Below are 12,689 nucleotides of genomic sequence, written 5' to 3' on the forward strand. Positions count from 1 at the left end.
TCAGTCGCGGTCTTACGTAGGGGCAGCCTGCTGCCGCGTTCGGCTATAGAGCCGGCATCCCGGTTTGCACAACCGAGGTAACAGCCACACGACAGCCCGCCCGCCATCCTGTGTCTTTCTGGTCCTACGCGATGGACAAAAAAGAAAACGCCCCGGCAAGCCGGAGCGTTCTTTGGTGTTTTAGAGGCTGCGCCCGAGGCGGCTGCAGTCGATTACTCTGCGGCGGTCTTCAACTCGGTGCCGCCATGACGCAATGCGGCCAGCAGCTCCTCGCGGCGTTTTGCCGCCTTGGCTTCGTTGGCCTGTTTCACCGGACCAAAGCCCCGGATCTCCAGCGGCAATTCCGCCAGCGCAATCAGCGGCGCCATGATTTCGGGGCTGGCCTTGGGCAGCCATTCCTTCATGTCGGCCTCATACTGCGCAATCAACGCCCGCTCCATCTTGCGTTCAGCGGTGTAGCCAAACACATCCAGCGGCGTGCCGCGCAGGCCTTTGAACTTCGCCAGCAGACGCAGCCCACGTTCCAGACCGGGGCCGAATTTACGCTTCTTGGGGCGGCCGTCAGGATCCTTGCCGGTCAGCATCGGCGGCGCGAGGTTGTAGGAAATCTTCAGATCGCCCTCAAACTCCGCCTCGGCCTTCTCCCGGCTGGACAGCAACAGGCGCGCAACCTCGTATTCGTCCTTATACGCCAGCAGCTTGTGATAGCCCTGGGCCACCGCTTCCTTCAGCGCCTTGTCGGAAATGCCGTCCAGCATCTTGCCATAGCGTTTGGCCAGACGGGGGCTCTGATAGTCGGTCAGATGCCCCTTGCGGAAGGCGATCTTCTCCTCCAGCGACTTGGGCAGGTCGACAACATTGGGTTCCGCAAGGCGCGCGGCATCCTGCGGATAAAGCACCGCCCAGCGACCGATATCAAAGGCGCGCAAATTGCGCTCTACCGCGGCCCCGTTGAGGGTGATCGCCTCCTGAATGGCCTCAAGCGTGATTGGCAGCAGACCGCGCTGCCAGGCTGCGCCAAAGATCATCATGTTGGAGAAAATTGAATCTCCCATGCTGGCGCGTGCCAGATCGGAGGCATCAAACAGGTCCAGCCGATCCCGCAACCGCGCTTCAAGTGCCACCTGCAACCGGTCGGTGGGCAGCTGGAAATCGGTGTCGCGGGTGAAATCACCGGTGATGATCTCATGGCTGTTCACCACCGCGCCGGTCTTGCCGGTTTTCATCAGACCGATGGTCTTTGCGCCAGCCGACACCACCAGATCACCCCCGATCAGCGCGTCACATTCGCCGGTGGCCACACGGATGGCGCTGATGTCTTCGGGCTTGTTGGCAATGCGGCAGTGGATATGCACCGCGCCGCCCTTCTGGGCGAGGCCGGCCATTTCCATCATGCCAGCACCCTTGCCATCAATCTGCGCCGCCTGTGCCAGCACCGCACCGATGGTGACAACGCCAGTGCCACCAACCCCGGTGATCACCACATTATGAGTGCCGTCAATCGCGGGCAGTTCCGGTTTGGGCAGGTCCGGCAGATCCAATGCGGCGGTTGGTTCCTTGCGGATCTTGGCCCCTTCAATGGTCAGGAAGGACGGGCAGAAGCCTTTGACGCAGCTGAAATCCTTGTTGCAGGAGGACTGGTCAATCGCCCGCTTGCGGCCCAGCTCGGTTTCCTTCGGCACGATGGAGACACAGTTCGACTGCACCCCACAATCCCCGCAGCCCTCGCAGACGTCCGGGTTGATGAACACGCGCTGATCGGGATCGGGGAACTGGCCCTTCTTGCGGCGGCGACGTTTCTCAGCGGCACAGGTCTGGATATAGATGATGGCGGAAACGCCTTCGACTGTCTCCATTTCCTTCTGCACCACCATCAGCTCAGCCCGCTCGTGCATCCGCATGCCCGCCGGGAACAGCTTGGTGTCGACGTCTTCTTTCTCGTCATAGACCACGGCGATGGTCTTCACGCCCATCGCTGTCAGCTCATGCGCGATCTGATGTGCGGTCAGCCCGCCCTCGGCCTCCTGTCCGCCAGTCATGGCAACGGCGTCATTGTAGAGGATCTTGAAGGTGATATTCGTCCCCTCGGCCAGCGCCGCCCGGATCGCCTGCACACCGGAGTGGTTGTAGGTACCATCGCCAAGGTTCTGGAATACGTGCTTGCGGGTGGAGAATGGCGCCTCGCCGACCCAGTTCACACCCTCGCCGCCCATATGGGTAAAGCCGGTGGTCTCGCGATCCATCCACTGCACCATGAAGTGACAGCCGATCCCGGCATAGGCGCGGCTGCCATCTGGCAGTTTGGTTGACGAGTTATGCGGACAACCTGAGCAGAAATAGGGCAGACGGGCGGCGATCTCTTCGGCGTTGTCGGCGCGTTTGGCATCATCCAGCGCGGTCAGCCCGGCGCGGATCGCCTCCGTTTCGCGCCCCTCCTCGATCAGGATCTGACCCAATTTCTCCGCGATCATGATCGGGTCGAGCGCGTATTTGGTCGGGAACAGCTCTTCGCGGTGCATGGCCCCGGCGCCGCCTTTGTACCAGCCATAGACACGGCGGCCCTGACGGTCGTCAAAAATGGCTTCCTTGATCTGGATCTCGATCAGCTTGCGCTTTTCTTCGACCACCACGATCAGGTCCAGCCCTTCGGCCCAGTCGTTGAAGCCCTTCATGTCCAGCGGCCAGGTCTGGCCGACCTTATAGGTGGTGATGCCCAGCCGTTCGGCCATGGTTTCATCGATGTTCAGCAGCGACATGGCATGGACCAGATCCAGCCAGTTCTTGCCCGCCGCGACAAAACCGATCTTGGCACCGGGTTTGCCCCACATGCGCTTGTCCATCTTGTTGGCGTGGCTGAAGGCCTCCGCCGCAAATCGCTTGTAGTCGATGATCCGGTTTTCCTGCCGGAACCGGTCATCATCCAGACGGATGTTCAGCCCATCTGCCGGCATGTCAAACTCTGGCGTGACCAGCTTCATCCGATCCGGATCGCCATCAACGACCGAGGTGACCTCAATCGTGTCTTTCATCGTCTTCAGGCCGACCCACAAACCGGAAAACCGGCTGAGCGCCAGACCATAGGCACCGTAGTCCAGGATTTCCTGCACGCCAGCGGGGCTGACGATGGGCAGGTAGCAATCCATCAGCGACCATTCCGACTGGTGCAACACGGTGGAGCTTTCGCCGGTGTGGTCATCGCCCATGGCAACCAGGACACCGCCATATTTGGACGAGCCCGCCATATTGGCGTGCCGGATCGCATCGCCAGAGCGATCAACACCCGGCCCCTTGCCGTACCAGAGGCCAAACACACCGTCGTATTTGCCCTCGCCGCGAACCTCAGCCTGCTGCGCACCCCACAGGGCGGTCACGGCCAGATCCTCGTTCAAACCATACTGGAAGGTGACATCGCTGGCGGTCAGATGCTTTTCCGCCCGCTTCATCTGAATATCAACCGCGCCTAGGGGCGATCCGCGATAGCCAGTGACCAGACCGGCCGTATTCAGCCCCGCGGCCTTATCCCGGTATTTCTGCATCAGCATAAGACGCACCAGCGCCTGTGTGCCGTTCAGCATCACCTGCGATTTTGTCAGGTCAAATTTGTCGTTCAGAGAAATTTTCTGCGTGCTCATCCTGGGCCTCCCCAACCTCGATTAGCTTGCACTTCTTGGCGTCATATTAGGTCACAATTGCTGACCTGTATACTGTTTTTTGCCGGAATATGTTTCTGACCGCCCTATCAAATTGAAAGTTTCGATACATTTCATATAGGCTACGACAGAGGCATCGAAAGTGACGGGTATGGATTGGGATAAGCTTAGAATATTTCACGCGGTGGCGGACGCAGGCAGTCTGACCCATGCGGGCGACAAGCTGAACTTGTCGCAGTCGGCGGTCAGTCGGCAGATTCGCGCATTGGAAGAGAGCCTCAGCTCAACCCTGTTTCACCGCCACGCGCGGGGGTTGATTCTCACCGAACAGGGAGAGCTGCTGTTTGACGCCACCAAGTCGATGTCAAAACGGCTTGAGGCCGCCTCGGCCCGCATTCGCGACAGCGAGGAAGAGGTTTTTGGCGAGCTGCGCGTCACCACTACCTTCGGCTTTGGCACCCTGTGGCTGGCGCCGCGCCTGACCAAGCTTTATGAGCAATACCCGGATCTGAAGATTGATTTGATGCTGGAGGAGCGCGTGCTGGACCTGCCCATGCGCGAGGCTGATGTGGCCATCCGCATGAAGGAACCCAGCCAGGCCGATCTGATCCGCAAGCGGCTGATGACCGTGCAGATGAAACTCTATGCCTCGCGCGGCTATGTCGAACGCAACGGCGCGCCGGACCAGGCCGAAGATATCGTCGATCACCGGCTGATCTGCCAGAACCCCCGTTCCGCTCAGGTTGGCTCAGCCGCGGTACTGGTACAGAAACTCATGACCCATAACCCGTCATCGCTGCTGACCGTGAACAATTACTTTGGTGTGTTGCAGGGCGTCATTCATGATCTGGGCATCGGGGTGCTGCCCGATTACGTGACTGAGGACTTTCCCGATCTGGTGCCGGTCCTGCAGGATGAGGACACCAGCGACGTGCCGGTCTACCTCGCCTACCCGGAAGAATTGCGCCATTCCCGGCGGATTTCCGCATTCCGGGATTTCGTCCAGAATGAGATTATTGCACATCGCAAGCATATGAAAGAACTGGGCAAAATATAACTTCTGGCGAGCCATGCAAAAAATGCATGGCGGCCTTGCCATTTTCCAAGTCTGATTGCCCTTGATCGGGGCGCATTGCACCCCTAAATCAACTCTCGAAGGAAGCGACACTGTCGCCCTTCATACCTCCCTGTTGGACTTCGGCCGAGCTTAGTGCTCGGCCTTTTTTTTGGCCCATACTCGCTCTATGCCCCAGGCAGCCTTGGCGACATCGGCAACGTCACAGCCAGCCTTACTCCCGTCAACAGGCACATGCCGTCTTGGTCGGCCCTTAAGTGCGATATTCAACGAACTGCTGCAAATTTCAGCGCCAGTGCCGGATTTATCGCCCCTCTCCGTATAAATATCGTCCAGATCGGCAGGAAAGCCGCTGCAGGCCTGCCCACACAACAGGCCCATTCTCGCCTCATGGTGACCAAGGTTTGTTCAGCCCTATCAGGAGGTTGAACAATGAGAATTTGGTTAATCCCCCCATAGAAATCCGCCCAATATCGAAAAATTCAGGAACCTTTGACAGGGACATCCCGTTGGGTAGCCAGAACACAAGACACCAACGCATCTGACTTGAAGGAGAGCAACAATGCTTCGCATGACCTCTATCGCCGCCCTGATCGCCATGACCGGTGCTGCCAGCGCTGAAGTGCTGACCGAAAACGCCACCCCGAATGATGCGGGCGAGACATTCCTTGAGGAAAACATCGAATTCATGGGCGCGCCCGTGGTTGACGTAAACGGCGTGTTCCTGGGCAAGGTTGTCGAGGTCGGCACCGAGCCGGGTCCGGATCGCAAAATCCTGGTCGAGTTCCGCGACAGTTTCTCCGACAAGCTGAGCGGCCTGCGCTTCAACCTTGATGGCATGTGGGAAACCGACGGCGTGCTGCGCATGGGGCAGACCACTGGTGAGTTGCGGACCATGCTGGAAACCTACGCCAGCGAAAACCCCGACAAGCTCACTGATGGCTCCGTCTTGAACTAAGCGGCACAGTCAGACAGTGATCGCCCCCGCATCGCGCGGGGCCGGGGATCAGATTTGGGTCAGAGCCACAGCGGCTCTGGCCCTTTTCCATATCTGACCACCTCCAGCAACGCAGCGCACCAAAGCGCCAGCAGCCGCCTTGCGCTTTTTCCTTCCCCCTTGGCCCTCCTTGCCCTAAAAGGCGCGCAATCGCAGCCATTGGGGACGTTACACGGATGCAAGAACCCGCCATCACGCCTGAACTGATTGCCAACCACGGGTTGAAGCCCGAGGAATACGATCTGATCCTCGAAATCATCGGGCGGGAGCCAACATTCACGGAGCTGGGCATTTTCTCGGCCATGTGGAATGAGCACTGTTCTTACAAATCCTCCAAAAAATGGCTCCGCACCCTGCCGACCGACGGCCCGCAGGTGATCTGCGGCCCCGGTGAAAACGCAGGGATTGTGGATATCGGCGACGGCGATGCCGTTGTCTTCAAAATGGAAAGCCACAACCATCCCTCCTACATCGAGCCCTACCAGGGTGCGGCGACCGGGGTTGGTGGCATTCTGCGCGACGTCTTCACCATGGGCGCGCGGCCCATCGCCTCGATGAATGCGCTGTCCTTCGGCGAGCCGTCCCATCACAAAACCCGCCAGCTGGTCAACGGTGTGGTTGAGGGCATCGGCGGTTATGGCAACTGCTTTGGCGTACCTTGTGTTGGCGGCGAAGTGCGCTTCCACCCCGCTTACAATGGCAACTGCCTCGTGAACGCCTTTGCGGCCGGCCTCGCCAAAACTGACAGCATTTTCTACTCCGCCGCCTCCGGTGTCGGTATGCCGGTTGTGTACCTTGGCGCCAAAACTGGTCGTGACGGCGTTGGCGGCGCCACCATGGCCTCCGCCGAATTCGACGACACCATTGAGGAAAAGCGCCCCACCGTTCAGGTTGGCGACCCCTTCACCGAAAAACGCCTGATGGAAGCCACACTGGAGCTGATGCAGACCGGGGCGGTGATCTCAATTCAGGACATGGGCGCCGCGGGCCTCACCTGTTCTGCCGTGGAAATGGGCGACAAGGGCAAGCTGGGCGTCAAGCTGAACCTTGAAGACGTGCCGCAGCGCGAAGAGAACATGACGGCCTATGAAATGATGCTGTCGGAATCTCAGGAACGCATGCTGATGGTGCTGAAGCCCGAACTGGAAGCCGAAGCCCGCGCCGTGTTTGAGAAATGGGACCTCGATTTCGCCATCGTCGGCGAGACCATCGCCGAGGATCGCTTCCTGATCCTTCACAATGGTGAGGTAAAGGCCGATCTGGTTCTGTCGAAACTGGCCTCCACCGCGCCGGAATACGACCGCCCCTGGGTGGAGACGCCCGCGCCTGAGCCGCTCACCGACGCGGATGTGCCCACCATTGACCCGATTGACGGCCTGAAGGCGCTGATCTCCAGCCCGAACTATGCCGGCAAACAGTGGGTCTATGAGCAATATGACACCACGGTTATGGGCGACACCGCCCGCCGCCCCGGCGCAGGCTCCGGTATCGTGCGGGTGCATGGCACCGACAAACAGCTGGCCTTCACCTCCGACGTAACCCCGCGCTACGTCATGGCAAACCCGTTCGAGGGCGGCAAACAGGCGGTGGCCGAGGCTTATCGCAACCTGACAGCTGTCGGCGCCACGCCCTTGGCAACAACCGACAACCTGAACTTCGGCAACCCTGAGAAGCCCGAAATCATGGGTCAGTTTGTTGGCGCCATCAAAGGCATCGGCGAAGCGGTTGCAGCCCTCGATATGCCGATCGTGTCCGGCAATGTATCGCTCTACAATGAAACCGACGGTCAGGGCATCCTGCCCACGCCCACCATCGGCGCGGTTGGCCTGATCGCTGCGGGCGAGGAAGCCATCACCGGCGAAGTCCGCGACGGTCACATCGCCCTCCTGATCGGTGACACCATTGGCCATCTTGGCCAGTCGGCACTGCTGGCCGAGGTGTTCAACCGCGAGGACGGCGATGCACCGGCGGTGGATCTGGCGGCGGAGAAGCGCAACGGCGAATTCATCCGCGCCAACCGCGAGCTGATCAAAGCCTGTACCGACCTTGGTGACGGCGGTCTGGCCATGGCAGCCTTTGAACTGGCCGAAGGCGCCGGTGTCGGCGTGCAGATCGACGCGGGCGACACCCCGACCGTGTTTGGTGAGGATCAGGCGCGCTATCTGGTGGCCTGCAACTTCGATCAGGCCGAGGCACTGATGATGGCCGCAGGTCAGGCCGGTGTCACGGTTACCAGCGTCGGCAAATTCGGCGGCGACATGGTGAAGATCGGCGGCTCAGAGGCGCCTCTGGCCGAACTGGCCGACGTCTTCCGCTCGAGTTTTGCCGCTGCTGTGGCCTAAGGGCAGCCAGCGTTGGGGCATAGTCCTCAGTACTCGAATACCGGGTGGGATGGCGGCGTCATCCCACCCCTTTTTTTGACCTCTCTCAGGTGACCCAATGCCCCTGCCCGACCAGTCAGCACAGATCGACTTCCCCGCGCTGACAGCCGATTGCAGCCGCTGCGCTGCGCTTTGTTGTGTGGCCTACCCGTTTGAGGAAGACGAGGATTTTGCGATCCTGAAGGAGACGGACCACCCCTGCCCCAACCTCTCGCCCTCCTGTTTCAACTGCACCATCCATGCCGATCTGGACACCCGTGGATTTGGCGGCTGTATCGCCTATTCCTGCGCTGGCGCCGGGCAGCGGGTGACCGAAGTGCTGTTTCAGGGCGAGACATGGCGCGACGATCCTGATCTCCTGCCGCATATGACCCATGCTTTGCGTGTCCTGCGTCCCATCCATGAGGCGCTGCTGATCCTGCAGGAGGCCGCAGCCCTGACACTCCCCGACGCGCTGCAGGCGGAGCTGACCCGCCTGAGCGAGACCCTTGCCGTGCGCGATGGCACCTCGATCTGGGACTTCGAGGAACCGGAGGTGCAGGACGCCTTGGCGCAGGTTCCTGAGTTCGTGCCGCGCCTTGCCCCCTATGTGGTGCCCCGCAGCTAATCCGCCTTGCAGAGGTGCCTGCAGCACCCTACATTTTCCATAAGCTAGAAATAAGGACATCCCCCCAATGCCGATGCAAGCCCAAGAAATCGAAGACCTGCTGCGCGAGAGTTTTCCAGATGCGGAAATTCAGGTTGGCGGCCATGATGGTGTGCATATGTCCGCGATGGTCATCGACGAGAGCTTTCGCGGCAAGAACCGTGTCCAGCAGCAGCGCGCGGTCTATGCCGCGCTGAAGGGCAAGATGGATGGCGCCAATGGGGAGCTGCACGCTCTCGCCCTGACCACAAAGGCACCTGAGTAACCCGCCATGTCGCTGTTCATGTCCCTTCTGATCCTCGGCATTGTTGTCATGACCGCGCTTGTCGCGCTGATTGGCCAGCGCCGCGCGCCGATTGAAGAGGATGAAACAGATCCGGATTACCACACCTTACGCTCTGACTATCAGTCGGGCATGGGGGGCGGTTCAATGCGGACCTGGAAGGTGCCCAAGGATCCGGACGCCTATGCCCGCTTCTTTGTGCCCAAGGGCAAAAAGTAACAGCGCCACCCGAAATTCCCGGCGCCGATTGGCAATCCCCCGCTTTGTGCCTATATGACGGCCAACGGACCATCGGCCCATCCGCCAAAAGGAAACGCAATATGACCGACGTAAAAACCCGCATCGACGAAACCGTCAAAGCCAGCGATGTCGTGCTCTTCATGAAGGGCACCAAGGATATGCCGCAGTGCGGCTTCTCCTCACGCGTGGCCGGCGTCCTGAATTACATCGGCGTCGACTACACCGATGTGAATGTGCTGGCTGATGAGGAACTGCGCGCCGGCATCAAGGATTATTCCGACTGGCCGACCATCCCGCAGCTTTATGTCAAAGGTGAGTTTGTGGGCGGTTGCGACATCATCACCGAGATGACCCTGTCGGGTGAGCTGGACGGAATGTTTGAACAAAACGGCGTCACCTTCGACAAGGACGCCGCTGACAAGATCCGCGAAGCCAACGGCTGATCCTGCAGCATCCGATCCGACGCATTCGGCTCAGAAACACAATGAAAAAGCCTGCCACGGTCTGCGTGGCAGGCTTTTTTCGTCATGAAAGCGCTTTGCGACTGCGCCAACTCAATACACGAAAGGCAGGAATTTCGCTGTCCGCGCAGCATAGGCGCGAAACTCCGCCCCGTAGCGATCCGCCAGATACCGGTCCAGCGCCGGAATATGGTAGAAAATGAACATGCCCGTCATCAGTATTGGCACAACTCCCGCCCAAAGCGACGCTGTCAGGATGGCCCATCCGGTGAACAGAATGCTGTCGCCGAGGTAGTTCACATGCATCGCATAGGCAAACAGCCCACCGGTGTAACAATGCCCCTTGCTCTCTGGCTGCTTTTTCCACTGCCGCCGCTGCAGCTCCGATCCGGTGTTCACCGCAGATCCGATCAGCAATAGCACACCTCCCAGAATATCCCATGGACCAAACGGCGCCGCCGCGCCGGAGATCATCCCAGCGCCCAACAGCAGAAAGCCAATTTCGAAAGCGGCCATAAACGCCGCCAGCCCCAGCCCCTCAGACAGATCGACCTTCCGCTGGAGCAGGACAAACAGCGTCACCAGATGGCGCAGGAAATACAGCGCAGCTGCTCCCGCCAGCAGTTTCGCACGCATAGGATCCGGCCAGTCCAGCCCGCCAAAGGCCAGCCAGAGGCAGACCGACACCGATCCCGCATGCAGGGCTGCAAAACACAGTTTGCTGCGCAACGACCGCCCATGGGAGCGGTCAACACCGCCATAGTTGCTGCTCATTCGAATGTCCCTTCGTGATTTCCGCCGCGACCGCACTCCGGATCTGGCGGGTTATTTCGTCCAACTGGTCTGCAAAAACTATTGGACAGTTCGTCTGGGCTCTGTCAATTCTATTTCGACCATATGGACGAAATAATGCCGAAGATTGTTGACCACGACGCCCACAGCCAGGATCTTGCCCGCCGCGCGGCAGAGTATTTTTCACACCATGGCTATGCCGGTAGCAGTATGCGCAAAATTGCCGCGCATCTGGGGCTGTCGAAAAGCGCGCTCTATCACTATTTCCCGACCAAGGAGGCGCTGTTTCTGGCCTGCACGCATCAGGTGATGGGCACGTTTACCTCCCTGGCCCTCGCACCGGATACAACTGAGGCGCAGAAACTGGCACAGCTGACGGATCTGCTGCGGCCGGGTTTTGCCCGGGAGATGGCGCTGATTTTCGACTATTTGCGCGGTAAATCCGCCGAGGAGATCGCCGCAGATGAGGCGATGCAGCTTGCATTGTCGACATATCGCCGGGCTGTTGCGGACATTGTCGGAAAGGACGCGGCAGAGACCGCCCTTGCCCAGCTGCTCGGCACGCTGCTGCTCGAATTCATGTCTGGACGATAAAGCCGTCCATGTAAAAATCACCGCAAACCCAGAGGCTTGCGGTGACTATTTCATGTAACAATTCTCTAGCCGGACCAGTTAGCTTGCTGCGGTTTGCTCTTCCAGCTCCTGCGCCAGCGCTTCGGTCCGCGCGGCCAGCTCCGCCAATGTCTCGGTCACCAGTGGCGGCACAACAGGCACCTCAATCCGTTCCGGCTCCGGTGCCGGTGCTGCGCGCAGCTCCGCCAATTCGGCATTGCGCTCCGCCAGCTCAGCCTCGACCTCCTTGATGCGGTCCTCAACCGCGGCGGTTTTATCCGCCAGCATCAGCCCCGCCATCAACAGCATCCGTGCCTCAGGCATCCGCCCGATCTGGTCGGACAGCACCTGCGCCTCATCATCCAGCATTTTGGCGGCGGAATGCAGATAGCTCTCTTCGCCCTCCTGGCAGGAGACCTCAAAACCGCGACCCCCGATATGAATAGTGACTTCGGGCATCAGATTTCCTCTCCTTCGGGCATAGGCTGGGCGGTGAGCGGTGGCGGCGCAGCTGGCGGCGGCGCAGCGGACATGACTGCGGTATCCGCAACCGGCGTCTCAACCGCCGCAGCGACGGTCTGCTCCGCTCCCAACAGCGGTTCCAGCTTGGCCAGCACCGCATTGACCTCAGCCTGATCGCTGGCCCGCGCCGCCGTCAGCGCATCGATATCGGCCTGCAGCGCCGCGTTGATCAGCGCAGCGTCGCCAACGCCCGCTGCATTCGCCTCCCGCAGGGCCGCGTTGGAGGCGCGCAGCTGATCATTGCTCTGCCGCAGCTCTTGCAATGTCGCATCCAGACGCAGCAGCGTTTCATTCTGCTGGGCGATGTCCTCAGCACTCGGGCCTGCGGGGCGTTCCGCAAGCGCGGCTGTCGCGCGCGCGGCGTCGGATTGTGCGGCCTCCAGTTGGCGCCGCAATGCCTCCGCCTCAGCCTCCAGCGCGGCGGTGTCGACTGCCGCCCCCAGATCGTCCGGTTGTTCGGCCAGCTCTTCCTGCAGTCGCGCCAGCGAGGCCTGCGCCTCGTCCAGCTCATCCTGAAGGGTTTCGCGGGCGGTGGCCGCCTCATTGCCCTGCACTTCCATTTCCTGTTTCAGCCGCGCCACTTCTGCCTTCAGCGCGTCTTTCTCGCTGGTGTTGCTCAGCTCATTGCGCAGCAACTCCACCTCGGATTGCAGCGCGGCCAGCTCACCGATATCGGCGCCGGGCGCCGGGGCGGCGTTGGCCTCGGCCTCTTCCAGCTTGGCCCGCAGCACTTTCAGCCGCTCTTCCAGCTGGGCATTGGCGAGTTTTTCCTCTTCCAGCGCGCGGCTGAGGTCATTCTGCGCTGCATCCGTCTTGGACTGGGCCTCTGCCTGGGCCTGAACATGGGCCTCCGCCGAGGCGCGCGCATTGGCCTGCAACGCCGCAGCACCGCTGCCAATCCGGTCCATTGCCGCCAGGATCCGACCCTGCAATTCTTCGATCTGCTCCATGCCTGCCCCTTTACGACCCCGTGAGTGTCTGCCGGTCTTGTCCGCCGGTCCCATATGCAGCGCTCTCACCCCCGTTCGGC

The 12,689-nt window shown here is 60.4% G+C and carries 12 protein-coding genes; 8 read left to right on the top strand and 4 right to left on the bottom strand.

Going from position 1 to position 12,689, the window contains the following annotated elements; translation table 11 throughout:
* Positions 1–212 precede the first annotated feature (212 nt).
* Entirely contained in the window at positions 213–3,632 is a 3,420-nt protein-coding gene (locus OO25_RS04255; protein ID WP_040178629.1) for an indolepyruvate ferredoxin oxidoreductase family protein, read from the bottom strand.
* 169 nt (positions 3,633–3,801) lie between these two features.
* Here OO25_RS04255 and OO25_RS04260 point away from each other — a divergent pair, with 169 nt between their 5' ends.
* The 7 genes from OO25_RS04260 (at position 3,802) to grxD (ending at position 9,715) form a co-directional block, all read left to right on the top strand.
* Positions 3,802–4,707: a LysR family transcriptional regulator gene (locus OO25_RS04260; protein ID WP_040178630.1), complete on the top strand. Its 906-nt coding sequence runs from the start codon at positions 3,802–3,804 to the stop codon at positions 4,705–4,707.
* A gap of 580 nt (positions 4,708–5,287) precedes the next feature.
* Positions 5,288–5,683, top strand: a complete 396-nt coding sequence (locus OO25_RS04270; RefSeq protein WP_027247228.1) for a hypothetical protein — start codon at positions 5,288–5,290, stop codon at positions 5,681–5,683.
* Between the two features lie 215 nt (positions 5,684–5,898).
* Complete coding sequence (gene purL, locus OO25_RS04275) at positions 5,899–8,064, top strand: phosphoribosylformylglycinamidine synthase subunit PurL (RefSeq protein ID WP_040178632.1); 2,166 nt, start codon at positions 5,899–5,901, stop codon at positions 8,062–8,064.
* Between the two features lie 97 nt (positions 8,065–8,161).
* The gene (locus OO25_RS04280; protein WP_040169314.1) at positions 8,162–8,710 is read left to right on the top strand and encodes a hypothetical protein; all 549 of its coding nucleotides are present in this window, start codon (positions 8,162–8,164) and stop codon (positions 8,708–8,710) included.
* A 67-nt stretch (positions 8,711–8,777) separates the two neighbouring features.
* Positions 8,778–9,014 (top strand): BolA/IbaG family iron-sulfur metabolism protein, encoded by a 237-nt coding sequence (locus tag OO25_RS04285; RefSeq protein ID WP_014874813.1) that lies wholly within the window; start codon positions 8,778–8,780, stop codon positions 9,012–9,014.
* An 18-nt stretch (positions 9,015–9,032) separates the two neighbouring features.
* Positions 9,033–9,251, top strand: a complete 219-nt coding sequence (locus OO25_RS04290; RefSeq protein ID WP_241770490.1) for a hypothetical protein — start codon at positions 9,033–9,035, stop codon at positions 9,249–9,251.
* A 101-nt stretch (positions 9,252–9,352) separates the two neighbouring features.
* Positions 9,353–9,715, top strand: coding sequence for a Grx4 family monothiol glutaredoxin (grxD, locus tag OO25_RS04295; RefSeq protein ID WP_040178633.1), 363 nt, complete (start codon positions 9,353–9,355; stop codon positions 9,713–9,715).
* Between the two features lie 111 nt (positions 9,716–9,826).
* Here the strand turns inward: grxD and OO25_RS04300 are convergent, their stop codons facing one another.
* A complete protein-coding gene (locus OO25_RS04300; protein ID WP_040178634.1) occupies positions 9,827–10,507 on the bottom strand; it encodes a DUF1295 domain-containing protein in 681 nt (226 codons plus the stop codon).
* Positions 10,508–10,642: 135 nt separating this feature from the next.
* Here OO25_RS04300 and OO25_RS04305 point away from each other — a divergent pair, with 135 nt between their 5' ends.
* Positions 10,643–11,119 carry a TetR/AcrR family transcriptional regulator gene (locus OO25_RS04305; RefSeq protein ID WP_040178635.1) on the top strand — a complete coding sequence of 159 codons (477 nt, stop codon included), beginning with the start codon at positions 10,643–10,645 and terminating at the stop codon, positions 11,117–11,119.
* 78 nt (positions 11,120–11,197) lie between these two features.
* On the opposite strand, the gene OO25_RS04310 is transcribed toward OO25_RS04305, so the two are convergent.
* A complete protein-coding gene (locus OO25_RS04310) occupies positions 11,198–11,596 on the bottom strand; it encodes a cell division protein ZapA (RefSeq protein WP_024097064.1) in 399 nt (132 codons plus the stop codon).
* Positions 11,596–12,609, bottom strand: coding sequence for a hypothetical protein (locus OO25_RS04315; protein WP_040178636.1), 1,014 nt, complete (start codon positions 12,607–12,609; stop codon positions 11,596–11,598). The genes OO25_RS04310 and OO25_RS04315 overlap by 1 nt, the downstream gene beginning before the upstream one ends.
* Positions 12,610–12,689 lie beyond the last annotated feature (80 nt).

This window comes from Phaeobacter sp. S60, assembly GCF_000826845.1.
In the GTDB taxonomy this organism is placed as follows: Bacteria; Pseudomonadota; Alphaproteobacteria; order Rhodobacterales; family Rhodobacteraceae; genus Phaeobacter; species Phaeobacter piscinae.